Source organism: Pseudovibrio sp. SCP20 (assembly GCF_057774105.1).
On sequence record NZ_JBYMDH010000003.1, the window covers coordinates 370,225 to 393,456 of the forward strand.

Annotated in this window: 22 protein-coding genes; 7 read left to right on the forward strand and 15 right to left on the reverse strand. The window is 53.1% G+C overall.

Annotation, left to right across the window (positions count from 1 at the left end):
- Nucleotides 1-33: 33 nt before the first annotated feature.
- Nucleotides 34-1,467 carry a MocR-like pyridoxine biosynthesis transcription factor PdxR gene (pdxR, locus tag AC3CB2_RS14340; RefSeq protein ID WP_352933567.1) on the reverse strand — a complete coding sequence of 478 codons (1,434 nt, stop codon included), beginning with the start codon at nucleotides 1,465-1,467 and terminating at the stop codon, nucleotides 34-36.
- 222 nt (nucleotides 1,468-1,689) lie between these two features.
- Here pdxR and AC3CB2_RS14345 point away from each other — a divergent pair, with 222 nt between their 5' ends.
- Complete coding sequence (locus AC3CB2_RS14345; RefSeq protein ID WP_352933570.1) at nucleotides 1,690-2,388, forward strand: pyridoxamine 5'-phosphate oxidase family protein; 699 nt, start codon at nucleotides 1,690-1,692, stop codon at nucleotides 2,386-2,388.
- Nucleotides 2,389-2,557: 169 nt separating this feature from the next.
- Here the strand turns inward: AC3CB2_RS14345 and AC3CB2_RS14350 are convergent, their stop codons facing one another.
- From AC3CB2_RS14350 to AC3CB2_RS14360, 3 genes are all read right to left on the reverse strand, one after another.
- On the reverse strand, nucleotides 2,558-3,055 hold the full coding sequence (locus AC3CB2_RS14350; RefSeq protein ID WP_008547682.1) for a lytic transglycosylase domain-containing protein: 498 nt from the start codon (nucleotides 3,053-3,055) through the stop codon (nucleotides 2,558-2,560).
- Between the two features lie 269 nt (nucleotides 3,056-3,324).
- The gene (locus tag AC3CB2_RS14355) at nucleotides 3,325-4,083 is read right to left on the reverse strand and encodes a peptidoglycan recognition protein family protein (protein ID WP_352933573.1); all 759 of its coding nucleotides are present in this window, start codon (nucleotides 4,081-4,083) and stop codon (nucleotides 3,325-3,327) included.
- Complete coding sequence (locus AC3CB2_RS14360; protein WP_425328954.1) at nucleotides 4,080-4,772, reverse strand: TerB family tellurite resistance protein; 693 nt, start codon at nucleotides 4,770-4,772, stop codon at nucleotides 4,080-4,082. The genes AC3CB2_RS14355 and AC3CB2_RS14360 overlap by 4 nt, the downstream gene beginning before the upstream one ends.
- 352 nt (nucleotides 4,773-5,124) lie before the next feature.
- Here AC3CB2_RS14360 and AC3CB2_RS14365 point away from each other — a divergent pair, with 352 nt between their 5' ends.
- Nucleotides 5,125-7,206 carry a putative bifunctional diguanylate cyclase/phosphodiesterase gene (locus AC3CB2_RS14365; protein WP_352933579.1) on the forward strand — a complete coding sequence of 694 codons (2,082 nt, stop codon included), beginning with the start codon at nucleotides 5,125-5,127 and terminating at the stop codon, nucleotides 7,204-7,206.
- A gap of 103 nt (nucleotides 7,207-7,309) precedes the next feature.
- Nucleotides 7,310-8,215: a DoxX family protein gene (locus tag AC3CB2_RS14370; RefSeq protein WP_008547947.1), complete on the forward strand. Its 906-nt coding sequence runs from the start codon at nucleotides 7,310-7,312 to the stop codon at nucleotides 8,213-8,215.
- Nucleotides 8,216-8,247: 32 nt separating this feature from the next.
- Here the strand turns inward: AC3CB2_RS14370 and AC3CB2_RS14375 are convergent, their stop codons facing one another.
- A complete protein-coding gene (locus AC3CB2_RS14375; protein ID WP_352933582.1) occupies nucleotides 8,248-8,790 on the reverse strand; it encodes a winged helix DNA-binding protein in 543 nt (180 codons plus the stop codon).
- A 238-nt stretch (nucleotides 8,791-9,028) separates the two neighbouring features.
- On the opposite strand from AC3CB2_RS14375, the gene AC3CB2_RS14380 reads away from it, so the two are divergent.
- Entirely contained in the window at nucleotides 9,029-12,628 is a 3,600-nt protein-coding gene (locus AC3CB2_RS14380) for a hydantoinase B/oxoprolinase family protein (RefSeq protein WP_352934176.1), read from the forward strand.
- Nucleotides 12,629-12,682: 54 nt separating this feature from the next.
- Here AC3CB2_RS14380 and AC3CB2_RS14385 read toward each other — a convergent pair whose 3' ends face one another.
- The 6 genes from AC3CB2_RS14385 to AC3CB2_RS14410 form a co-directional block, all read right to left on the reverse strand.
- Nucleotides 12,683-13,555 (reverse strand): hypothetical protein, encoded by an 873-nt coding sequence (locus tag AC3CB2_RS14385; RefSeq protein ID WP_352933585.1) that lies wholly within the window; start codon nucleotides 13,553-13,555, stop codon nucleotides 12,683-12,685.
- A 38-nt stretch (nucleotides 13,556-13,593) separates the two neighbouring features.
- Nucleotides 13,594-13,980, reverse strand: coding sequence for a type II toxin-antitoxin system VapC family toxin (locus tag AC3CB2_RS14390; protein ID WP_352933588.1), 387 nt, complete (start codon nucleotides 13,978-13,980; stop codon nucleotides 13,594-13,596).
- Nucleotides 13,977-14,210 (reverse strand): type II toxin-antitoxin system Phd/YefM family antitoxin, encoded by a 234-nt coding sequence (locus AC3CB2_RS14395; protein ID WP_093518059.1) that lies wholly within the window; start codon nucleotides 14,208-14,210, stop codon nucleotides 13,977-13,979. Before AC3CB2_RS14395 ends, AC3CB2_RS14390 begins: the two co-directional genes overlap by 4 nt.
- A gap of 492 nt (nucleotides 14,211-14,702) precedes the next feature.
- Entirely contained in the window at nucleotides 14,703-15,680 is a 978-nt protein-coding gene (locus AC3CB2_RS14400; protein ID WP_352933591.1) for a calcium/sodium antiporter, read from the reverse strand.
- A 94-nt stretch (nucleotides 15,681-15,774) separates the two neighbouring features.
- On the reverse strand, nucleotides 15,775-16,575 hold the full coding sequence (locus AC3CB2_RS14405; RefSeq protein ID WP_352933594.1) for a sulfite exporter TauE/SafE family protein: 801 nt from the start codon (nucleotides 16,573-16,575) through the stop codon (nucleotides 15,775-15,777).
- Between the two features lie 116 nt (nucleotides 16,576-16,691).
- Nucleotides 16,692-17,474 carry a sulfite exporter TauE/SafE family protein gene (locus tag AC3CB2_RS14410; RefSeq protein WP_352933597.1) on the reverse strand — a complete coding sequence of 261 codons (783 nt, stop codon included), beginning with the start codon at nucleotides 17,472-17,474 and terminating at the stop codon, nucleotides 16,692-16,694.
- A 163-nt stretch (nucleotides 17,475-17,637) separates the two neighbouring features.
- Between AC3CB2_RS14410 and AC3CB2_RS14415 the strand changes: the two genes are divergently transcribed.
- Nucleotides 17,638-18,210, forward strand: coding sequence for a thioesterase family protein (locus AC3CB2_RS14415; RefSeq protein ID WP_014286640.1), 573 nt, complete (start codon nucleotides 17,638-17,640; stop codon nucleotides 18,208-18,210).
- Nucleotides 18,203-18,886, forward strand: a complete 684-nt coding sequence (locus AC3CB2_RS14420; protein WP_352933600.1) for a glutathione S-transferase — start codon at nucleotides 18,203-18,205, stop codon at nucleotides 18,884-18,886. Before AC3CB2_RS14415 ends, AC3CB2_RS14420 begins: the two co-directional genes overlap by 8 nt.
- Here AC3CB2_RS14420 and AC3CB2_RS14425 read toward each other — a convergent pair.
- Together AC3CB2_RS14425 and AC3CB2_RS14430 are read right to left on the reverse strand one after the other, a co-directional pair.
- The gene (locus tag AC3CB2_RS14425) at nucleotides 18,870-19,526 is read right to left on the reverse strand and encodes a class I SAM-dependent methyltransferase (RefSeq protein WP_008547575.1); all 657 of its coding nucleotides are present in this window, start codon (nucleotides 19,524-19,526) and stop codon (nucleotides 18,870-18,872) included. The genes AC3CB2_RS14420 and AC3CB2_RS14425 overlap by 17 nt on opposite strands.
- A gap of 83 nt (nucleotides 19,527-19,609) precedes the next feature.
- Nucleotides 19,610-20,356, reverse strand: coding sequence for a HugZ family pyridoxamine 5'-phosphate oxidase (locus tag AC3CB2_RS14430; RefSeq protein WP_352933603.1), 747 nt, complete (start codon nucleotides 20,354-20,356; stop codon nucleotides 19,610-19,612).
- Between the two features lie 270 nt (nucleotides 20,357-20,626).
- On the opposite strand from AC3CB2_RS14430, the gene AC3CB2_RS14435 reads away from it, so the two are divergent.
- Nucleotides 20,627-21,124 (forward strand): BA14K family protein, encoded by a 498-nt coding sequence (locus AC3CB2_RS14435; protein ID WP_008547411.1) that lies wholly within the window; start codon nucleotides 20,627-20,629, stop codon nucleotides 21,122-21,124.
- A gap of 67 nt (nucleotides 21,125-21,191) precedes the next feature.
- On the opposite strand, the gene AC3CB2_RS14440 is transcribed toward AC3CB2_RS14435, so the two are convergent.
- Nucleotides 21,192-22,001 (reverse strand): extensin-like domain-containing protein, encoded by an 810-nt coding sequence (locus tag AC3CB2_RS14440; RefSeq protein ID WP_352933606.1) that lies wholly within the window; start codon nucleotides 21,999-22,001, stop codon nucleotides 21,192-21,194.
- Nucleotides 22,002-22,606: 605 nt separating this feature from the next.
- Nucleotides 22,607-23,203: an FMN-dependent NADH-azoreductase gene (locus AC3CB2_RS14445; RefSeq protein WP_352933609.1), complete on the reverse strand. Its 597-nt coding sequence runs from the start codon at nucleotides 23,201-23,203 to the stop codon at nucleotides 22,607-22,609.
- Nucleotides 23,204-23,232 lie beyond the last annotated feature (29 nt).

Sequence of the window (23,232 nt, forward strand, 5' to 3'; positions counted from 1 at the left end):
TACGGAGCCTTCGGAAAAAGGTCAAGTAAAGAATTACGATTGCACACGATCTCCGGTCACCTCCAGTGCCATCTCTAGAGCACGCACGAAGCCTTCCCGAAGTTTCTCATTGGCCTCCGCGAACCCAACAATCAGCCCGCGCTTGGGTTCTCCCAGATAGAACACAGAGAGCGGGTTAACGCCAAATCCCTTCTGGTTCATCACATCCGCAACAGCGACATCATCGCAGGTCTCAGGCAGATAAAAGCAAGTCTGCAAGCCACCTGTGGGCATTGAAACACCAACCTGATTGCCAAATCGCTCAGAAATCAGCTGGCACAATGCAACTCCGTTCTCATGATAGGCACTGCGGATCTTATTCAGATGAGCACGAAAGTGACCACTCTCGATGAAATCTGCAAAGGCCATCTGCACATGAACATTCGTCAAAGCACCAGAGGCCCGCTGCGCCAGCTCCAGCCCTTCCACATGCTCTTTGGGAACCACAGCGTAAGCGAGACGAATACCCGGCATCAGCGACTTGGCTGAGGTTCCGATATAGATCACCGAATGCCGATCACTCAGCCCCTGAAGCGCAGCAATGGGCCGTCCTTCAAACAGGAACTCGCTGTCATAATCATCTTCGAGAATAACGGCCCCACGCTCATTGGCCTGCTTGAGCAAAGTCAGCCGTTCCCCCATCTCCATACGCCTGCCAGTGGGATATTGGTGAGATGGCGTCACATAGATCAGCGATGCCCGCTTAATCTGCTCAATCTCACTGAGTGCCCGCACATTCAGACCCGCAGCAACAAAAGCTGACCGAGCCCCCAGATACCCCGGCTCTTCAAGCAGCGCGACATCTCCTTCCTCAGAAAAACACTGAGACATAAGAGAGAGTGCAGACTGTGTTGTCGGAAACGCAAGCACCTGCTCTGGTGAACAAACGACACCACGCTCTTGCGCAAGATACTGTGCCAACACCCGCTGCAACTCCGGCAATCCGGAGGTATGCTCATACCCAAGCGCATTGCCATTCAGCAAGCGCGCGGCACGCCTCAAGCTCCTCGCCCACTGCTCTTTGGGAAACAGCGCGCGTGATGGCTCCCCAGGCTGCATGGAAGAGCCCCGCCCATCTGGGCTCGTATATCGATGGTTCCGCGCAAACCGTTGACCGCGTGATGACAACGGAGGTGCAGTTTCGCGAACACTGCCTTCAGCAGATGCCCCTTCAACTTCTGGCAAAGCGACCACCTCCGGCCTTGCACCAGAGCGCACGTCCACCAGTCCTTCAGAACGCAGCAAATCATAAGCCGTATTCACGGTATTTCTCGAAACAGAGAGGCTGACAGCCAGTTGCCGGGAACTGGGCAATCGCTCCCCTTCCGGGATGCGCCGCTTCAAAATCGCCTCCCGATACTGCTGATAAATCTGGCTCGACAGCGGGGTACTGACCTCGCGATTGATCATCACAACATACTCGAACAACTGGCACCCCAAAATTAGATTAAGCGGATCTACAAGCGGAACCAGTTTTACAGAGAATACGTAGAAGCACAATGCTTCTTCGCCCCGCAGCGGAGGCAAAGTGCTCTATTGAAACAGAAAACCCGGCAAGCGGTGAGAGCTGAAGCTCAAACAGCTTGCCGGGCCAACTGGTCCCATATTGCCGATTGTGCTCAAAACCGGGGACCAGAAACGGTTAAGACGATGACAGCAGAAATGACACTTGAAGCAGCTCCGACCACAAAGACTCGTGAGGCCAAGCCACCTAAGTTCGCTCGTGTCAGAACAAGCCTGCGCGCTGATTATGATTGGGACACAATCCTCCCAATTCTGGAGAGCTCCCTTGTTGCCCATGTGGGCTTCTTGGACGAAGACCGACCAATGGTCATTCCCATGGCCTTCGCAGTTTTGGATCGCACCATTTACATCCACGGCGCCAAAGCAGCCCGGATCGTGAAAAAGATGAGCAAGGACTCCAAAGTCTGCCTGACCTTCACCAATGTGGATGGCATCGTCGCAGCCCGTTCAGCGTTCCACCATTCCGTCAATTACCGAACAGCCATCATTCATGGCACGGCTCGCCTCGTCACAGACCATCAGGAAGCATGGGACTCCCTGAAAGCCATCACCGAGCACCTCTTGCCCGGCAGATGGGATGAGGTTCGCCCCATGACTGAGAAAGAGCAGGTCTCAACTGGCGTCATCGCCATTGAGATCGAGCATGCTTCAGCTAAAATCCGTCAGGGTGGACCAGTCGATGATGCAGAGGATTACGCCCTTCCTCTCTGGGCAGGCGTTGTTCCTGTGACTACATCCCTCGGAAAGCCAATCGATGACGGAAAGGTTCCGGACGGCGTCAAACTACCGGCTTCACCAGCCAATGCCGCTCGGAAGTTCGCCTAATTTTCGGGGAATTCGCCTAAAATTTTAAGAGTTAGGGTGGTTGACTTTGCCCGGTCAACCACCCTGATGTGTCCTTGCAGACAGACTGACCGTCGGTCAGACATTCGTAAAATTCTAGGAAACTTTGATTGGGAACTTACAGGTCCCGACCCGAATATGCAAGATGCATTTAGCTGCGAGCAATAATATCCTTAACGCGCTTACAGTACTTGGCACTAATTCGGTTCATACGCTTGGCATAGTGGCCAGCGTTGTATCGCAAAATGGTTCCGCACAGATCACCACCGGCGCGCTTATAAGCACCAGCAAGATAGCGCATGCCCCATTCCAGATTATTTTCTGGTTTATAAAGAGCCTTGGTTGAACCACGGTATCCCATACCGCGCGCAGTCGCTGGCTTGATCTGCATAAGACCAACTTCACCGGCTCTGCCGCGAGCTCTTTCGTTGAAGTTACTTTCCACTTCAACAACGGCCTTCGCGATGTGGTGCGGTACGCCGTGCTTTTTAGCTTTCTGTTCAATCAGCTTGACGTAGGTGCTTTTCTTAGTAGCAGCCTCTGCTTCATCAGAGAACACGCTGGTATTGACGACACCACCAAGCATAACACTTGCAGCAAGGGCAGGGATTACTACGATATTTTTTATTTTTGTAAGGTTCATCTTCATGTCCTGGCAATCATGTTTTGAGCAGGAGTGTTTATCTTCAGAAGATGAGACGAAAATCAGACAGGTTCGATCACGAAAAGTTACATTTTTAATGTTTAAAAACTGGCATAAACCTTAGTTCATGGCACAAAAAAGGCCGATGCAGGGCGCATCAGCCTTACTTTGGGAAACTTTTCAGCAAAAAAGAGCCATTCCCCTACGTAATCAAAACATATTCTTATTACGTACAAAAACCTATTTCACTGATATTTCAATGACATCCATCACAATCAGAAGGATTTTAGCTTTTTAAGCAGGCTATGAAGCGTTGCAATGGTCTGCGCATCGGCGATCCCATCAACCTTTGCAGGCCGGAAGTGTCGCTGAAACGCTTCGACAGCAAACCGTGTCTTCTCATCAAACACGCCACTCACCATCACATCATATCCGTAAAGCCCCAGCAGGGACTGGAGCGCCTCAATCGGCTGCCCCTCATCCCCTTCCTGAAAGAAGCTCGACGCATCAATGTCCACGGGCTCGATAAAGTGCCCGACCCCAGCCTCAGCCAGACGCGCCCACGGGAAATGACGCCCTGGATCCTGTTTGCGGGATGGTGCAACGTCTGAATGGCCCAGCACACGCTCTGGCACGATGTTGTGGCGCTCGCAGATATCCTTGGCAAGTGCGATTACCGCTTCGATCTGCACATCCGGATAATCCTGCGTTCCCTCTTCCAGATCTCCCATATTGGAAATCTCGATGCCGATGCTGCGGGAGTTCAGATCATCCTCACCCTTCCAGCTGGAAACGCCTGCATGCCAGGCCCGGCGGCTTTCCGGCACCATCTGTGTCACCATGCCCATCTCATCCACGAGATAGTGGCAGGAAACTTCAGAGCGTGGATCACACAGCCAGGAGATAGCCTTCTCTGCACTCTCCATCGCCGTGTAATGCAGGATCAGCATATCAGCAGCTGGAACGCGACGCTCATTGTGATTGGGAGATGGACGAAGACGCGCAGGGACTGCGCATTCAGTTTTAACGCTCATATTCCTCGTTCTGCGCAGATCTGCTCATACGCTTTATTCAGTGCAACCAGTTTGTCGCTGGCGATCTTGACGAACTCTTCAGGAACACCTCGACCGATCAGTCGATCAGGATGTGTTTCCCGAACTTGCTGGCGATAGCGGGAGCGCACTTCATCATCAGTAGCGCTCATATCAATGCCAAGAACCAGATAAGGGTCTCCGCCGCCTCTTATATGACGGGCTTTGATCTGAGAAAAGCCGACTGGGTCGATCCCGAAGATCTCCGCGATCCGGCTCAGATACGCAATCTCTCTTTCATGAATAATGCCGTCGGCCTTGGCAATGTAAAACAGCCCGTCGAGCACATCTGTCCGGGTCGTCTCATCATCAGCAAACAAAACGGAGAGCTTGGAAGCGTATGTTTCAAAGCCTGCAACGTCCTGCTGCGCCAGATGAAAGAGCCGTGCAACGTTGCCTTCTTCTCCGGCAGGCATCTCAAACAGATCATAAAACGCAACAACCTCATCGTGCGTTACTACGCCATCCGCCTTAGCCATCTTGGCAGACAGGGCGATCATGGCGACAGTAAAAGCAACATTCCGGCGCGCTTCACCGACAGATTGAACAAGCTGCTGCAGACGATCAACCAACTGTGCGCCACCGGCCTGCAGTGCGCCAACAATCTTGTCAAAGCTGCTCCAAAAATTCATAGGCATCCTGCTCTCTGTCCAATTCGCCCGACAATTTTGCCTGAATAGACAGCAAAATAATTAGTCACCGCAAATCAGGTTTATACCTAACAAATTATTTATCAATCCGAATAGTTTGTTTCCCTTGGGTTTTATTTGCCAAAGGCTATCTATAAGTGCCCATTGCATGAATTCAGTTCAAGGCCCAGCCAAGCTTCACCTCAAATTATCACCCCATGAAACACATGGGTAATGTTTTACAGATATATTCGTTATCAATTAAGTACACATACAGGTAACAGCGCCAACTAACTTCTCAGTTGCCTGCTGCCAGCGCACACCATTTCGTGCGTTTCGGGATGGGGAATTTCAAGTGGAAACTATACCTCCACATCGCAAATTACTTTATGCCACCATAGTGTTTGCTGTGATTGGCGCCATTGCTACAAGTTTTTATGCCATTGATCAGGCAACTCTATATTATTTATTCAAGGGTGAAGCCCAAAAACAGTTCGACACCGCCAGAAACATCATCGTATCTCACCATCCGCTTGAAGAAGAGCCAGCTCATGAAACCAAGGGAACTCAGAAATCTTCTGCGCCATTAAGTTTCGGCCTGCGCGGCTCCAGTTCTGATCCAACACCGGAGATCATCTCACCAAGCTGGAAACTGCCTGCAGCCAAAGCCAGAGCTGTCAAACAGGCACTGGTGGAGGAGTTCGAGGAGTTTGAGCTTCTGGCCGTCAATGTTCCCGGCCGCCCGCTGGCTGTACATCCACGGGATATGACCACCGACCGCGTCAACGAAATCCTCTCAGATCCTTCCGCCTACGATGCCTGGCACTCTGCCCTCAAATCAGGACAGCTGGAGATCTACTCCAACTTCCACTGGCTTGAATGGCAGATACCCGAGTTTGGTGTCATCATTCCCTATGTGAATGAAGAGAACAAAGCCCGCGGCGGCTTCATCTTCTCCACCAAACCGGCAATCAACACCGTTGTGTTTATGGATGCGATTGCTTTTGGCTCAGCCTTTGCATTCCTTCTGGTTCTTGTCGTTGCCATCGCTTCCATTATGTTCGCATGGAAAGGACTGCATGATCGCTGGAAGACCTCCAAAACGATCCGCTTCCTTGCCCACAACGATCCCCTCACCCATTTGCCAAACCGCGCCGTTTTCTCTGACGAGCTGAACAAGGCCCTGCGCAAGGCATCCATCACCGCCTCCAATGTCTACGTCATCGCCATCGACGTTGATAAATTCAAGGAAGTGAACGACAACCACGGCCACGCCGCCGGAGATACATTCCTCCAGATCATCTCGGACCGCCTGCGCCTCGTCTTCTCAGAACACCTCGTCTCCCGCCTCTCCGGCGATGAGTTCGCAGTCATGATCGAAGGCGAGTACACCAGCCACGACATCACCGTTCTGGCCCAGCGCGCTCTGGCCACAACCAATTCCAATTGCGTCATCGACAGCAAGGAAATCCAGATCTCGCTGTCCATGGGCATTGCTCAGGCAACAGATGCCGCCTGGCGCTCATCCCGCCTTCTGCACTGTGCCGACCTTGCACTCTACCGTTCTAAAAACGGTGGCCGCTCCACCTACACGTGGTACGAGTCCAGCATGGACGAAGAGCTGGAGCGCCGCCGAGAGCTGGAAGCGGAAATGATCCGCGCCCTCAAGCTTGATGGCTTCTCAGTCGTCTACCAGGCACAGGTCGGTCTGGCAGACAACAAGCTCAAAGCCTTTGAAGCCCTGCTTCGCTGGGTTCACCCAGAGAAAGGTCGCATCTCGCCGGAAGTCTTCATCCCGATTGCCGAGGACACCGGCCTCATCGAAGCACTGGGTGAGTACGTCCTCAAGAAAGCCTGCGCTGATGCCGCAAGCTGGTCTGACCCAACCCTCAAGGTTGCCGTCAACTTCTCACCTGCCCAGTTTAAAACCGGCCAGATTGAGCAGAAGATCTCAGAAGCGCTTCAGGAATCTGGCTTGGCACCGGAACGCCTCGAGATCGAGATCACCGAAAGCCTCCTGATTGCTGACACCACCAGCGTGGTGAAGTCGCTCAAGAAGATCGGTGACATGGGCGTCTCCATCGCCATGGATGACTTCGGTACGGGCTACTCCTCTCTGAGTTACCTCTCTCGCTTCCCGTTCAACAAGATCAAGATCGACCGCAGTTTCATCATGAACATCGGCAAAGATGCCCACACGGATGCAATTGTGGCTGCCATCATTGGTCTCGGTCGCTCACTGGACGTGCTGATCACCGCAGAAGGCGTCGAAGACGAAATGCAGGCCCAGATCCTGCGGGCTGGTGGCTGCGATATCGTTCAGGGCTACTATTTCGGCAAACCGAACAATGTTGATCCGGCCAACCCGCACGCCAACATCCGCTGCACACTGGGACTGAACGACACAAAGCAGATAGAAGCCACGCAGAGCGCTTAACCTCTCAAATAAGCCTAGCGAGAATAGCAGGATATCTCTTGCTAGGCGCCCCACGTTACCTTGACACAAATGACCCACGCTAGGGATTCGCTGCGAGGTAGCTATGGCAGATAAGAGCAATGCAAACACTGAGGACATGAGCGAACAAGAGGACCTTGCCGAAACCGCACGGCCCTTCCATTACCTGTCCTTCTTCCAACTGCTTCAGTCCCTCATCACCGCCCTTCTACTCGGCGTCACAGCACTCATCTCGCTGGAAGTGCTCATGTCGCCCCTCCCGGAATCCGCATTGCATCCAATGCTGATCTCGCTGGGTCTGGCCTTCTTCTTCGTCGTCATCGTGGTTCCGAAGAACTTCACAATCGGCTTCCTCTGCCTTTTGCTCTGTCAGCTCGTGGCATGGCGCATCGCATCTTTGTATTATGCCTACCTGCTCAGCTGGCCACTTGCCTTCGCCTTCTTCATCAACCTCATCTGGTTCCTCAGCACCATCCAGCGTAACTCGTTTGAAACCGCTGGCCGTGGACTGACTCTCTGGCAATGGCAACTCACCTTCTTCCGCATTCTGGTGGGCTTCGTGATGGTCCCGCACTTCACCGACAAGCTGTTTGCAGGCTCCTTGCCATACATGGAGCACGTCGAGTTCTTCTCTCTGCTTGGCTATCCCGACCCGGGCATGATCATCGATGCTGCTGGTCTGGCCGAACTGGCAATCGCGATTGGCGTCGGCCTCGGCCTGCTCACCCGCCTCTCCTGCTTCTTCGCAGCAGCTTACATATTGTTTGCCGCAACACTCAGCGGAGCGTTGGAGCACGGCTTCGTCTCATTCGCCACAGCAGTGTCATGGGAGCTGCCCCTCATCCTCTTCGCGTCCTATCTCAGCTTCACGACAACGGGCGCCGGAGAGTTCTCACTTGATGGCGCACTGCGCAGAACAGGCCGGATGCCGGGATGGATCAAGCTACTCATGGGCGACACAGGCCTCGCCCATAACGAACACGTCGATTGATGCTGGAGCGGCAGAACGCTGCCACATCCACTTTACATCGCCGCAGCTGAACGCGCCGCCTGATCATAATGGCCAGAAACACTGCGCAAAACAGATGCAAGCCGGGACAGCTCGGCTTCATCCAGCCCCAGCTCTTTCACCGGCTTCACCAGCAGCGCATCGCGAAGCTGCTTATAGGCATCGCATAGATCACGACCAGCATCGGTAATCTCCGCGGTCTTCTCCTTGCCGCGCTTACCCGACTGAATAAGCCCCGCCTTCTCAAGTTTCTTCAGCGCATAAGAAACGGTGTGCGTGTCCTCAATGTTCAGCACAAGACACAGATCAGCCAGCGTCTTGGAACGCTCACGGTGATTGACTGAGTGTAGCACCAGCGTCTCCAGCGGGGACAATCCCTCCTGTCCGGCTGCAGCCATGCAACGCACCATCCAGCGGTGATAGGCGTTCACCATCATCGTCACCGCAAACTCCACCTCAGACAACGCAGGCAGTTCACCAGAGGCAAGGTGAGATGAGGACACGACCGGCCCTACGCCAAGTCCTTCAGCATTCTTCTGCTCAACAGCATCACTCATTTTTGACCTCACAACCGCAAAAGTTCGAAAAGCACAGATTCGTTCCGGCTCGCGCAACATAATGTCAATAGTTTACGCGCAGGGCACAAGCTCTCTAAAAAGACCGGTCCACGAAAAATTCATGCATGTTTCTCGCAGGTTCGGCGTTACACTCCCATAATCACATTGACAATTTATCTACATTTTGTAGATGTATCACAGAATAATATTTTATACCGAGGTGGGACAAAACATGACAATGGGTAAGTGGGATTTCTGGATCGACCGTGGCGGCACCTTCACCGATATCGTCGCACGCACACCACAAGGAGAAATCCGCGCCCATAAAGTCCTCTCCGAAAACCCTGAGGCCTACAAAGACGCGGCTATTCAGGGCATCCGCGACCTCATGGGCGTTGCCAAAGACACCCGCATCCCATCCGACCAGATCGCAACCGTGAAGATGGGCACCACCGTCGCCACCAACGCGCTGTTGGAACGCAAAGGCGATCGCACCCTCCTGCTGATCACCAAAGGCTTCCGCGACGCACTGGAAATCGGCTATCAGGCCCGCCCGGACATCTTCGCCAAAGAGATCATCAAGCCTGAGCTCCTCTACGATCAGGTTCTGGAAGCCGACGAACGCGTCCGCGCAGACGGCACTGTTGAAACTGCACCAAACCTGAGTGATGTCAAAGCACAGTTGGAAGCCGCCTATGCGGATGGCATCCGCTCCATCGCCATCGTTCTGATGCACGCCTATGCGTACCCGGAACACGAGAAGCAGCTGGCAGACATCGCCCGTCAGGTCGGCTTCCCGCAAATCTCCGTCAGTCATGAAGTTTCCCCTCTCATGAAACTGGTAGGCCGTGGTGACACCACCGTTGTCGACGCATACCTCTCTCCAATCCTGCGTCGCTACGTGGATCAGGTGGCTGGCGAGCTCGACATCAAGAACACCGACTGCCGTCTCATGTTCATGCAGTCCTCCGGCGGTCTGACCGACGCCTCCCTATTTCAGGGCAAGGACGCAATCCTCTCCGGCCCGGCTGGTGGTGTTGTCGGCGCGGTTGAAACCTCCAAAATGGCGGGCTTCGAAAAGCTCATCGGCTTCGACATGGGCGGCACCTCCACGGACGTGTCCCACTTCGACGGCGAGTTTGAGCGTGCTTTTGAGACCGAAGTGGCTGGTGTCCGCATGCGCGCGCCTATGATGATGATCCACACCGTTGCTGCGGGTGGTGGTTCCATCCTCCATTACAAAGACGGTCGCTTCCAGGTTGGTCCGGATTCCGCTGGCGCAAACCCGGGTCCAAAGTGTTATCGTCGCGGCGGTCCGCTCACTGTTACCGACGCCAACGTCATGACAGCCAAGCTCAACGCTGACTACTTCCCAAAAATCTTCGGTCCAAACCAGAACGAGCCTCTGGCAATCGAAGAAGTCAAAGACGCCTTCAACGCACTGGCCGCTGAAATCGGCGATGGCCGCACCGGCGAGGAAGTTGCTGAAGGCTTCCAGAAGATCGCCGTTGAAAACATGGCCAACGCCATCAAGAAGATCTCCGTTCAGCGCGGCTACGACGTCACCGAATACGCCCTCACCTGCTTCGGCGGTGCCGGAGGCCAGAGCGCCTGTATGGTGGCAGACAGCCTCGGCATGAAAACCGTGATCGTCCACCCACTCTCCGGCATCCTCTCCGCTTACGGCATGGGCCTTGCGGATATCCGCGCCACCCGCCAACAGGCCGTCGTCAAAGAGCTGAACACCGACAACCTCTTCGCTCTGGAAGAGCTGGCTCAACGACTTGCAACTGACGCCAAGTCCGAAGTCGAAAATCAGGGTGTTGCGGAAAACGAATTCACCGTCATCCCACGCGCGCACCTGCGTTACGATGGCACCGACACCCCAATCGCAGTGGATCTGAACACCGGTGATCTGGACGCCATGATCGCGTCCTTCACTCAGAACCACATCAAACAGTTCGGCTTTGCCTACGAGAACAAGACCATCGTGGTCGAAGCGCTCGAAGTGGAAGCTGTTGGCGGCGGCGCTGGCCTGCTGGAACCTGATGAGGCACTCGCATCACAGACACCAGCCATCGCAGAGCAGACCAAGTTCTACGCAAACGGCAAATGGCAGGATGCATCCATCCTCAAGCGCGATGCATTCCAGCCGGGCATGAAGCTGCAAGGCCCTGCCCTCATCATGGAACCACACGCAACCATCGTTGTGGAACCGGGCTGGCTGGCTGAGGTCAACGCCAAGAACCACATCATTCTAACCCGCAGTATCCCGCTGGAGAAGAAAGTCGCGCTCGGCACCACCGCTGATCCGGTGATGCTGGAAGTGTTCAACAACCTCTTCATGTCCATTGCAGAGCAAATGGGCGTCACCCTGCAGAACACCGCGTACTCCGTAAACATCAAAGAACGCCTCGACTTCTCCTGCGCGGTCTTCGATCAAAACGGCGCACTGGTTGCCAACGCTCCGCACATGCCAGTGCATCTGGGCTCCATGGACCGTTCTGTTGAGGCGATCATTTCCCTCAACAAAGGCAAGATCAGACCGGGCGATGTGTTCGCACTCAACGCGCCTTACAATGGCGGCACCCACCTGCCGGACATCACCGTTGTCTCTCCGGTCTTCGACGAGGACAACAAAGAAATCCTGTTCTGGGCAGCCTCCCGTGGTCACCATGCAGACGTGGGTGGTTCCGCTCCGGGCTCCATGACCCCGCTCGCCACAACAGTGGATGAAGAAGGTGTCCTGTTCGACAACTTCATGCTGGTGGATCAGGGCGAGTTCCGCGAAGAAGCGCTGGTCGAGCTGCTCACCAACCACAAGTATCCGGTTCGTAACGTTCACCAGAACGTCGCTGACCTGAAAGCCCAGATCGCCGCAAACGAAAAAGGCGTTCAGGAACTGCGCAAGATGACAGACCACTTCGGTCTGGAAACCGTGCAGGCCTACATGGGCCACGTGCAGGACAACGCTGAAGAAAGCGTGCGCCGTGTGATTGAGGCGCTGGCAGACAGTACCTACGAGTATCCAACGGATCAGGGCTCAACCATCAAGGTCAAGATCACCGTTGATAAGGAAAAGCGCGAAGCAACCGTGGACTTCACCGGCACCAGCGAGATGAAGCCCAACAACTTCAACGCACCGGAACCTGTCACCCGCGCTGCAGTGCTCTACTGCTTCCGCGTTATGGTCGAAGGCCACATTCCGATGAATGCAGGCTGCCTGCGTCCAATCAACATTGTGGTGCCGGAAGGCTCCATGCTGCGGCCGCATTATCCAGCAGCTGTTGTGGCAGGCAACGTGGAAACCTCCCAGCACATCACCAACGCGCTGTTCGCAGCTCTTGGTGCCATGGCAAACTCGCAAGGGTCCATGAACAACCTGACCTTCGGCAACGACACCTATCAGTATTATGAGACTCTGTGCTCCGGTTCTCCGGCAGGTCCAGGCTTCAACGGCACCGATGGCGTTCACGTTCACATGACCAACTCCCGCCTCACCGACCCAGAGGTTCTGGAGTTCCGCTACCCTGTGCTGTTGGAAGACTTCCACATCCGCAAGGGTTCAGGCGGCAAAGGCAAGTGGCATGCTGGTGATGGCACCAAGCGCACCATCCGCTTCCTGGAGAAGATGGACTGCGCAATCCTTGCCTCTCACAGAACCATCGCACCAAAGGGCATGCAGGGCGGCGAAGATGGCCAGAAAGGCCGTACTTATGTGCGCCGTAACTCTGGCCAGATGGAAGAGCTGAAAGGCTGCGACCAGACCATTCTGGAAGCAGGCGAAGCTATCACAGTCGTCCCCCCAACCAGCGGCGGCTGGGGCACCCCTCAATAAGCAAAATAAGTTCCCTTCAAACACCTACGCCCGGCTCATCCAGCCGGGCGTTTTTTATGAACTCAATTTGATGTCCTGCAACATTGCACGATATGTATTGCTCTCAAAAAAAGCATCACTGTGCTCTTCTATCATATCCATGACCTTAGATTTTTGAACATCAGACATGCTTTCCAACTGCTCAAATACTACCTCAGATCGATAGTTAAGATATTGAAACAGACCAAGAGGAAGCTTCAAATTTTGCAACTTAAATTGTCCAGAGCGAACTTTAATACGGCTTCCAGCCCATTTGTCTCTTGGGGGCGATACAAAACCAAACAAACCGATTGGCCCCAACTTTACTGAGATTATTTGCGAATTAGCGTCGGTGAAACCAAACAAATGTGTGTCAATTATTCGCTGTAGGTAGGTATTAAGGCTTTTATGAAGTGGAACACCGACACTACTTTCAATTAGATCAAATGGAACCATATGCAGTTCATACTGACTAGGGTTTGGGCTAGCACCTAAAATAAAGGTTCTCCAAACGTCACACGCTGCCTCGATTTGTTGCCTCACTTCAACAGGCAATCCATTTGAACTTGTCAGAAGAAAAAAAGTTCCGGCACGCCACATAACTGAAGCTGCGAACTTAGCACACCAGTCCGAATACATGACAGTGTAAGTAGGATCATCAACAAATGGCCGGAAGATGAACTTTGCAAAGGGAGTTTCATATTTTTCGAAAAGTTGCTCGCAATCATTACAAAGTAATGGAATCTTTACACCATCTTGAACCTTCTTATTTGGATTTTGATGGTTGCGCAGATACGGTGATACTCCGCTATTTTTCAACCATCGAAAAACAAACTTAGGAACTATATGGCTTTCTCGCAGCTCTCTGACTTCATTACAAAAAGCACATGCCTCACTTCCAGTTTGCATTATCGATACTCCCCATAGCTACTGCAAAAGTAAGCTAGTCACTCCCCAGCCTCAACCAAACGCACGCCATAAGTCTGAAACTTCTCATCAGAAGTCACAAGCTCTAGCCCTTCCGCTTGCGCCTGTGCGATCAGCATTCGATCAAATGGATCTTTGTGATGCTCTGGGAGATAGCCAGCCTGTTCCCCATGGAAAAGCGAAATGGGAAGGGATATGAACCCTTCTTCTTCAATGATACTGGCCAGTCCTTTGGGAGCTGTGAGCTTTCCGAGGTTCTGCTTGATTGCAATCTCCCATGAGCTTGCGGCACTTACAAAAACCTCATTATGAGGATCTGCAATTATCGCCTGCGCTTTGGCCCCTAACTGCGCATCACCACCAAGCCACCACAAAAGAGCATGTGTATCGAGGAGAAGACGTCTCATTCCTCGCCCTCAAAACCTGAGGTAACTTCTTTGATCTCTTCGTTGAAGTCAGGTGCCAGCTTGATTTGCCCCTTGAAGCGCCCCGGTTTGCGCGGTTTCAACTGTGCCTTATGCGGCACGAGATCGAGGTAGGGTTTACCTGCCTTAGCAATGACCACGCGTTCTCCCTGCCAAACCTTCTCACCAAGTTTGGAAAGATTGGACTTTGCTTCATGCATGTTTACTTTCATCGCACCTCACCTTAGCTAGACTTAGCTAACATACCATAGAAGACCAAAAACACCAACAGCACCGCATGGCATCCCATGCAGTGGTGGAGTTAGGATTCCCGATAATCGGGGTGAGCAAGGCGGCAGGCAATGCCTGCGCTGTTTGTTAGTAATGAGTCTTCGGCATTGGCTACACGCCTTGCCCGGATGTTTTTGCAGGAGGCTAAGGCCAGGGTCCAAAAGACACTTGGAAGACTTAAGGCCGTTGGAAAGCCTCAGTTCTCAGTGCTGGCGCCCTCTGGTCTGGCCGGGCATCCGCTATCCCTCAACACTGTTGGTGAAAGGGGAACCTCCACGGACCTGCTACGAAATACGTTACCTTCCACAGTAGCCCCATCCAGCCCACGACCAACTGACGGACGGTCCGCCAGCAGCCCGTTACGTGGACCTGTAAAAAGCATAGATGCTCCAGAACCAGGGAGGATAAGTTTTTGCCTCAAAGATAACCTGTGATCAGACAATCCCAACTGCAGCCCGCACTCCCGGCAGGAGTTGAAACGCCATATAGGTTGCGTAACACAGCAGAAAGAACAGTCCTTCCCTGCGGCTGACGCGCCAGCCAGTGACGCAGGCAACTGCCATCAAAATCACCGTGCCCACCATCACCCAGATATCGACCTGCGCGATCACAGGGGGAACTGGAATTGGCACAACGAGTGCGGTTACACCACCAATGCCGAATATGTTGAAGATGTTGCTGCCAACAATGTTGCCAAATGCAACCTCCACATGGCCGCGGATCGCCGCTATGGCTGAGGTGACGAGCTCTGGCAGTGAGGTGCCAATCGCAACCAGCGTCAGGCCGATCACAGCATCAGAAACGCCAATGCTATGGGCAATGGCAACACTGGAGCTCACCAACAGGCTTGCACCAGAAATGATGCCAATCACGCCGGCTGCGAAGATCCCGAGCCCCCACAGGATAGAGATGTTCGGATAACTCGCCTGATCCGCTTCAGCCTCATAAACGTCTCCGGAAGCTTGCTCTGCCCGCCGCTCCACCACATAGGTGTAGATGGTATATGCCAACAACAGCCCAACCAGAACGAAGCCAGCCCAGCGGGAAAGATACCCTGTCAGGATCACCACCAACAGGATCAGGCTGGAGAGCAGCAACACAGCCCCATCACGCTGAAAGGCTTCCCGCTTCACCGTGATCGGCAGGATCAACGCTGTGATACCAAGGATGAGCAGAACGTTTGCAATGTTGCTGCCCACGATGTTCCCGATTGCAACACCGGGATATCCAGCAAATGCCCCCTGCAGGCTGGCCACAAGCTCTGGCATGGAAGTGCCAAAGCCCACCAGCGTCAGGCCAATAAAAAGCTTGGAAACACCCAGACGCGTGGCAACAGCCACACTTCCACGCACCAGCGCTTCGCCGCCGACAAGCAGCAGCACAAGCCCCCCAATCAGTTGAAGGATCACCATTTTCCGAAAACTTCTCTGAAGCGCCATCTGCGCTTATCGTTTAGACAGAGATGCAATTGGGGATCCTTCGCTGGGTTTGCAAGTGGGCGGGCCATCACATCACATTCAGCCAGAGTTCTTTGATGATGAGCCCCAGACCGGAAAAGAACATCATCACCAATACACAATAGCGGAACACCGCCGGGCTGAATCTACGCCCGATATAATTGCCGCTCTTGGTCCCGATATAGACGAACACAAGCCCCGTGATGGAAATCGCAAACGCTCCCAGATGCAGCAGGCCCAGATAGGTCAGCCCCAGGATCATCATGGCTGTCACCACCGTGAAGAAGCTATTGATTGTCTGAATGAAATGGCTGCGCGGCAGGTCCAGAGATACCAGAAACGGCGTGATCGGCATCAACTGAGACCCAGTCATCCCCGTCAGCAAGCCGGTTGAGAAGCCGGAAAGTGAACTGCCCGCTTTCTCCCAATGGGTCCTCAATCGTAGGTTCTTTGAAAACAGCGCATAGCCAACAAACGCCATGATGACAAAACCCAGCAGGATCGTCAGCCAGTGAGTAGACGCCCAACTCAAAAACCAAAGACCGATCATCACGCCCGGAATGGAGAAGAGATAAATCCGCCAGAATCGATTGAAGGATTCGCGAAAGTAGCCAGCCTCATAAACTAGGATCAGATCACTGATGAGACCCGGCACAACAATCAGAGGAATGCCCTTCTTCAACCCCACCGTATAGGCAAGGATCGCAAGGCAGATTGTCGTAAAGCCCAGTCCCGCAAGCCCTTTCACAAAGGCTGCGAAAAAGAACGTGAACATGATGATGGCGATCTCAAAGGCTGTATACCCGAGATACTCTGCGGCCATCACCATGTCTGCTTCCATTTCCATCATGAAGCAGAGCCTAGGCGCGAACCTGCAATAATCTCTATCATCTCCCGGCACAAACCGAGGAGATCCATAAACCACCAGTTAGCTTAAGGCGCGGGAAAGCATCTGAATGCGCCTGCTCAAAACGCCTTGAACAGCAGGCTCACCCCAAGCCCAAAAAGCAGCAGCAGAACAGTGGCCCGGAACACCGAAGGCGACATCAACTGCCGCACCAAAGATCCCAACTTGGTACCAAAATACACAAAGACCAGCCCCAATGCGGAAACACCCAGCGCACTGAGATCCAGCAGACCGAGGTAATAGAGCCCCCCTGCCATCACAAACGACGACAGCGTAAAGGAGCAATTGATTGCCTGCACAAAGCGTTCGCTGTTCAGGTTCAGGGACAACAGATAGGGCATCACCGGCATGATCTGCGATCCGGTAATGCCGTTGACCACTCCGGTGATAAAGCCACTTACCGGCCCCAACAAACGCTCCATCTCTCGTGAGAGGGTCAGATTGGGCGTGAAGAAGGCGAACAAAGCATAGCTGATGAGCACACACCCCAACACCACGACAGCTTCTTGCGCAGGGGCGATATCCAGAAACCACAGCCCTAACAGAATCCCCGGGACAGTCGCCAAAAGCATCCAGCGAAAGCGGCTCACCATTTCCCCGAAATATCCTGCATCGATCATCACCAGAATATTGCTGGTAATACTCGGCAATAAGATGAGCGGAATTCCTCTTTTCAATCCCACGGCATAAACCAGAAACGGCAGGCAAGTGGTTGAAAACCCAAGGCCAGTCGCGCCTTTAACAAAGGCCGCGAAGAAAAAAGCCCCGGCAATCGCGGCGAGTTCAGTTGAGCTATACGCAATCTCCCACACAAAGAGATAACTGGAAAATTCTTTCAACATCTGGCACAACACACCTAACGTAATAGGAAACCTTATTCCCTATTGGAAAATCCATTAGATTTTTGTGAGAGCCCGTGAGCTATCACGTGGAGAAATAATGCAACTCTGGTTCAGACTTATACTTTATTTCCTTAAGTTCCCTTTTCGGGAAAAACTAGCAGATATGTTCAGCAAGTCTGTTGTGAGCCTGCGCGTTCTTCCCTCCGATATTGACATGAACATCCACCTCACCAACAGCCGTTATCTGGCTATGATGGACTTTGGCCGTGTGGACCATATGAGCCGCACCAAGCTGGGCAAAGCCATCTTCCGCAACAAGTGGACTCCGCTGGCCAACCACGCCACCGTCCGCTTCCGCCGTGAACTGCCATTCATGGAGCCCTTTAAGCTGGAAAGCGAGATCGTCTACTGGACGGAAGAAGCCGCCGTCATGGAACAGCGCTTTATCTTCACCCGTGGCCAGAAAAAGGGCATCGTCGCAGCAACCGGCCTTGTCCGCGTCAGCATGTATGACCGCGCACAGAAAGCATTTGTGCCGACCACAACAGTCCTGCAGGAAACTGACACTCCTGTCCGAGAGCTCAAACTTCAGCCGCATATTGAGGCCTTTTTGAAAGAAGAAAAGGCAATTCAGGCTTATGAGCGCAAATCCGCTGGCATTGCTCCAGTAGATTCATTAGAAATACCAGCTGCTGAAAACGATCAATCAAAGGCAGACAACAGAAAGCATGGCTGAGCAGACATCCCTCCCGATCCTGTATTCATTCCGTCGGTGTCCCTACGCAATGCGCGCAAGATTGGGGTTGGTGGCCAGCCAGACTACAGTCGCCCTTCGCGAGATCGTTCTGCGGGATAAGCCCGCCCACATGCTGGAAATCTCGCCCAAAGGAACTGTGCCTGTCCTTCTGCTCAACGACGGCACGGTGATTGAAGAAAGCCTGGACATCATGCTCTGGGCACTTCAGCAAAACGACCCACAAAGCTGGCTCTCACCGGAAACCGGCTCACTGGAAGAAATGCTGCAGCTCATCGAAGAAATGGACGGCGACTTCAAACGCAATCTGGACAGATACAAATACTCCACGCGCTACGAAGATACCGACCCGGACGAGCATTACACCCTCGCCATCAAAGAGCTCTCAAAGCTCTCTGAGCGACTGGAAAAGTCTGCATACCTGTTCGGAAACCGCCCTGCGCTGGCAGATCAGGCACTCTTCCCATTCGTGCGCCAGTTCGCCAATGCAGACAAAGAGCGCTTTGAGAAAGAGGCCCCGCAGAGCGTAAAAAAATGGCTGCTCGAGCGCATCGACCAGCCAGATTTCAAAACCGTCTTTGGCAAAAAATGGAAGCCTTGGTCACCCGAAGATGACCTTGTGCTCTTCCCGGAAGAAGCGGCTACACACGCCCTCTGAACAGCGCTACTTCACCAATCACCTCAATGGTCACATCCTTGAAGTACTTCTCCAGATTGGCCCGAAGGTCTTCAAGGTTGTCCTGCTGGTTCGAGAAGATGCCCTTGCTGTTGTAAAACGCCATCAGCTTACGCGCAGCCCAGTTTGGCTTCTGCCCTTCCCCAAGAATGGTGGAGCCAAACAGAACCCCACCTTCATTCATCAGTGGCTTCAGGTTTTCAAACACCATGTACTTCTGCTTCATGGAGCCCGGCAGGCAGTGCAGCAGATAACCCAGATTGATGCTGTCGAACTTGTCTTCCGACCACTCAATCGGCTCCAGAACATCCGCCTGCGCTGTGCTCACATTAGCAACCACCGCCCGTGCCTTCGCATAGTCCAGACATTGCGGGTTCAGATCCATCAGCACCAGACGCGTGTCCTGCGGAAAACGGCCATGTTCCAGAAAATAACCACTGCCAACACCAACATCCAAATGGTTGCCGCTGACATTGCGGTTGAAGAAACTCAGTGCCTTAGCAGCAGAACAACGCCACAGAAACGTGTTGGAGAACCGTAAAACCAGCAGGTCATAGATCCGCAAAGTCTTTTCGGAATAGACCTCTGCACCCGCTGTGCTGTCCAGATTCTCTTTATTCATTTCTGCTCCAACCCTGTTCTGCGCCTTGCATAGATAGTCGCCTTACAAGAACTATAAGGCAAGCAAAACCCTACGTCATGGTTTTACACAGAACAACCGAGAGTTTGTAGCACCAGCTTTTCAAGTGCACCGGCTGGTGTCACTTCATCCCAGAAATGACGATAAACCGTCTCGCCGTCAAAGAACTCAGCCCCTTCACCATCAATACTCACCAGCCCCCACTTGGAGGCACCCACCTTGAAGGTTCTGGAGGCAAAGCTGCCGATCTCATCAGCGTGACGTTCATTCATGCGGATAACCAGATCATGCGCCGTCGCCGCCAGCTGCTCGCGTCCTTCTTCAGAACTCAGAACATCTTCACGCGTCAGCAAGAAGGCCTTACCAAAGCCGCCATTCATATTCACCCGCTCGACATGCAGCTGGTACCAATCAAAATCAGCAAAATCCACGTAGAGCTTGGCTTTAGGATGGCGCATCAGATAACGGTTACGTAGCTCCGTGCACAGCGGATCGCCTTTGCTCAGACGCTCAAACCGACCAATCACGGTCAGACGCGGATGCGCCAAAGGATCTCCCTTGCCCGGCTCCCCAATCAGCAGCGACACACGCTGATCCTGCTCAAGGCACTGCGAGTGGTTGGAAAGGCTGGAGGCCAGCATGAACGGCGCACCAACAACATCCGAGCCAACCCCCACACGGCTGACAATAGGGTATCCGGTCTCCGGCTCAAGCACAGCTAGGGAAGCAAACCGGACCGTTCTGATCAGCTTTCTGGCAAGCGTGCGCGCTTCATCGGTGGTCTCACGAATTGGATCTATCTTCTTTTCCATACCAACCTCACTTATCCGGTTCTGACCCTGCTCAGATTCTTCATTGTTGTCTATCTGCACTAAATAATATGAAAAGCATACTCAACTTAAAATTCGGTAAGAAACACAGGCGCTGAACATTTTTTCTTGCGACTAATAAATTGATTTATATAGCTTTTCCATCTCATTAATCTACATGAACAGAAGATGAATGGCGCTCTCAAAGAAGGTTCAGGCCGTCTCTGGTTAATTAGTCTCAACAAACACGAAATACCGTTTACGGAGACGAAAATGGCTAAAGCATCAGCAGTAATTTCAGTAGCGCTTGCAGGGGCAATGATGTTGCCAGTCGTTTCTGCAGCTCAGGCAGGCCAAAGAAACAACACCTACATTGAAAACAACACCTATGTAGAGAACCACTACTACCACAAGCGGAAGAAGAAAAAGCACAAGAAGCACGGCATCAATGCAGGTGAAGCAGCTGCAATCGGCGTCATCGGTCTGGCAGCTGGCCTCATTATCGGCAATGCCGTCACACCGCAGCCACAGTATGTTGCACCACCACGTCCGGCCTACCGTCCACCAGCGCCAGCGTATCGCCCACCGGCACCTGCGTACCGCCCGCCAGTGGTCGTGCATCAGCCAGCACCGGTTTACCACGCACAGGCTGTAGCCCCAGCCCCGTGGTCACCAGCTTGGTTCGCATACTGCACCAACAAGTACAGAAGCTTTAACCCGAACACCGGCACTTACCGCACCTACTCTGGCAAAAACCGTTTCTGCCAGTAAGCCCTGACATCACAGCAAACGCCCGCTTGAGAGAGATAAAGCCCCGTCTCGATCAGGTGGGCGTCTCCTATTTGCAAACCCGGTATTTGCAGCCCTTGCCGTGACAGCCCTGATCAAAGTGCAAATGGTCACGATGGTATCGGTCAGCATCCGGCCCAAGCACAGTGGTAAAGCGCTCACACGCTCCTTTGTGCAGGCTGCTCAGAAAACGCACTTCCGCAGAAGACCCGTCCCAACCTTCTTCAACTGTCACTTCGCGACCATCAGAGAGCTGGAAACCGGCAATATCAATCGCATTGCCTTTGCCATGTTCTGAGAGTTTGGCACCGCGCTGGTTGTTCCGCCCGCGGCAAGCATACCCCGCCGCCGTGCGAATGCGGGTGATGGAAACTCCCAGTTCCCGGCGCGCAGCAGGCACGGCCACATCCTGCAGCCAGCCATCCAGCTGCCGAGCCAGAGAACATTCAATCTGCACCGGCATGGTCAGGCCAATTTCCTGCCCGCCAGCGACTACAGAGCGCAAGGAAACAGGCTGGTCGATACCGCAACCGCCCGGTCCATCAACGCTTTCCAGCACTTCAACACTCCACCCGCGCAACACACACATCTTGGCATTGCCGGCAGGCGGAAAGACGCGCTGGTTTTCAATAGGAACAGGAACCAGCGAAAGCGGTTTTCCGATTGGGGTCGGAAACTGCTGGGCAGGTAGCTTGCTCTGCGGAAGAGGCATCGGTGGCAGCAGCGTTGTGTTGCCGAAGTAAGGGCGAGCTTTTGGCATCGGCGTAGCACCAACTTGTGCAGCACCAATACACATGCCAACAACAAGCGCGGCCGAAAGTGTTCTGAGCGCAGCGCGCGCGCCTGTCGTGTAACCCACCTCGAAATCCCCGATTTGAACAGCTGTTTGCCCGGCGCTGTTCCTGATTCATTGCTGAATGTTTCTGAACTGCGGCCCGAAATGTCATGAATGTTTTAAACTATCCACGTCCAATTCACCGCAGGAGAAAAAATATCACAACCCCAATAGTATTCCGGGAGCCGCAAAAATCCTGCTTATTGATTTGACAGAGGAAACGCAAGAATTCCCTTGGTCTTTCACAAAACAACCAGAATGTATCCTCCGGCTTTACACAAATTATTTGCAGTAGGAATTTTAAGTGATCTTCGCCTGTTTTCTAGCAGCGCCATGAAATATGGCATTTTTTTGCTTCCTAACGTGGCTCCCGTCACATAAGCTTCAAGCAGCTAGTGAGTAACGGGAGATAAATCCATGACTGTCACACGAAGCTTTAACGCCATCGCAATCACATTTGCATTCGCATTTGTTGCCGCGGTTGTTATCGGCCTACTGTAGACCCCTCCCCCCATGCTTACGAAGTCCTTCAAGAACAAAAATCAGAAGGCACTAACAATCCAGATGCACAAAGAAACCCACCTTGTTTCCAAGGTGGGCTCCAGATGAGACATTGATTTGTCGGGGTATTATGCAGCCACTGCTGTCAGGCCCGCCATTGTGTTCTGCGCTTTCTCAATCGCACCATCACGATCAACAGCAACGCCTTCCGCTGCAATTACTTCCACATCAGTAATACCGATGAAGCTAAGCACCTGCTTGAGATAAGGCACTGCAAAGTCCGCTGGGGAGCCAACAGGCACACCGCCGGTTGCCGCTACGATGTAAGCCTTCTTGCCCTTCAGCAGGCCTTCTGGGCCGTATTCTGTGTACTGGAAGGTCACACCAACACGCGCCACCTGATCAACCCAGGCCTTCAGCACAGCTGGAACAGAGAAGTTGTAGATCGGCGCACCAATCACAAGAACGTCGGCTTCCTTCAGCTCTGAGATGAGTGTGTCAGACAGAGCAAGACCAGCTCTCTGATCTTCATTGCGCTGCTCTTCAGGGGTATAAGCAGCACCAATCCAGCTCTCATCAATGAATGACACAGGCTGGTTGAGGTCACGCACAATAACCTCATCACCTACGTTGGAAAGCTTACCAACCAGCTCATCCGCAAGCTGACGGGTGACGGAGGTTGCAGTTGCGGCTGAACTGTCGATCTTCAGAATTGTCTTTTTCATCTGTCATCTCCAATAGCGTATTCCTGAAA

Excerpts from the sequence above, each read along its gene's own strand:
- AC3CB2_RS14345 (WP_352933570.1), top strand. The coding sequence starts at position 1,690 with ATGACAGCAGAAATGACACTTGAAGCAGCTCCGACCACAAAGACTCGT.
- AC3CB2_RS14350 (WP_008547682.1), bottom strand. The coding sequence starts at position 3,055 with ATGAAGATGAACCTTACAAAAATAAAAAATATCGTAGTAATCCCTGCC.
- AC3CB2_RS14355 (WP_352933573.1), bottom strand. The coding sequence starts at position 4,083 with ATGAGCGTTAAAACTGAATGCGCAGTCCCTGCGCGTCTTCGTCCATCT.
- AC3CB2_RS14360 (WP_425328954.1), bottom strand. The coding sequence starts at position 4,772 with ATGAATTTTTGGAGCAGCTTTGACAAGATTGTTGGCGCACTGCAGGCC.
- AC3CB2_RS14370 (WP_008547947.1), top strand. The coding sequence starts at position 7,310 with ATGGCAGATAAGAGCAATGCAAACACTGAGGACATGAGCGAACAAGAG.
- AC3CB2_RS14375 (WP_352933582.1), bottom strand. The coding sequence starts at position 8,790 with ATGAGTGATGCTGTTGAGCAGAAGAATGCTGAAGGACTTGGCGTAGGG.
- AC3CB2_RS14380 (WP_352934176.1), top strand. The coding sequence starts at position 9,029 with ATGGGTAAGTGGGATTTCTGGATCGACCGTGGCGGCACCTTCACCGAT.
- AC3CB2_RS14385 (WP_352933585.1), bottom strand. The coding sequence starts at position 13,555 with ATGCAAACTGGAAGTGAGGCATGTGCTTTTTGTAATGAAGTCAGAGAG.
- AC3CB2_RS14390 (WP_352933588.1), bottom strand. The coding sequence starts at position 13,980 with ATGAGACGTCTTCTCCTCGATACACATGCTCTTTTGTGGTGGCTTGGT.
- AC3CB2_RS14395 (WP_093518059.1), bottom strand. The coding sequence starts at position 14,210 with ATGAAAGTAAACATGCATGAAGCAAAGTCCAATCTTTCCAAACTTGGT.
- AC3CB2_RS14400 (WP_352933591.1), bottom strand. The coding sequence starts at position 15,680 with ATGGTGATCCTTCAACTGATTGGGGGGCTTGTGCTGCTGCTTGTCGGC.
- AC3CB2_RS14405 (WP_352933594.1), bottom strand. The coding sequence starts at position 16,575 with ATGATGGAAATGGAAGCAGACATGGTGATGGCCGCAGAGTATCTCGGG.
- AC3CB2_RS14410 (WP_352933597.1), bottom strand. The coding sequence starts at position 17,474 with ATGTTGAAAGAATTTTCCAGTTATCTCTTTGTGTGGGAGATTGCGTAT.
- AC3CB2_RS14415 (WP_014286640.1), top strand. The coding sequence starts at position 17,638 with ATGTTCAGCAAGTCTGTTGTGAGCCTGCGCGTTCTTCCCTCCGATATT.
- AC3CB2_RS14420 (WP_352933600.1), top strand. The coding sequence starts at position 18,203 with ATGGCTGAGCAGACATCCCTCCCGATCCTGTATTCATTCCGTCGGTGT.
- AC3CB2_RS14425 (WP_008547575.1), bottom strand. The coding sequence starts at position 19,526 with ATGAATAAAGAGAATCTGGACAGCACAGCGGGTGCAGAGGTCTATTCC.
- AC3CB2_RS14430 (WP_352933603.1), bottom strand. The coding sequence starts at position 20,356 with ATGGAAAAGAAGATAGATCCAATTCGTGAGACCACCGATGAAGCGCGC.
- AC3CB2_RS14435 (WP_008547411.1), top strand. The coding sequence starts at position 20,627 with ATGGCTAAAGCATCAGCAGTAATTTCAGTAGCGCTTGCAGGGGCAATG.
- AC3CB2_RS14445 (WP_352933609.1), bottom strand. The coding sequence starts at position 23,203 with ATGAAAAAGACAATTCTGAAGATCGACAGTTCAGCCGCAACTGCAACC.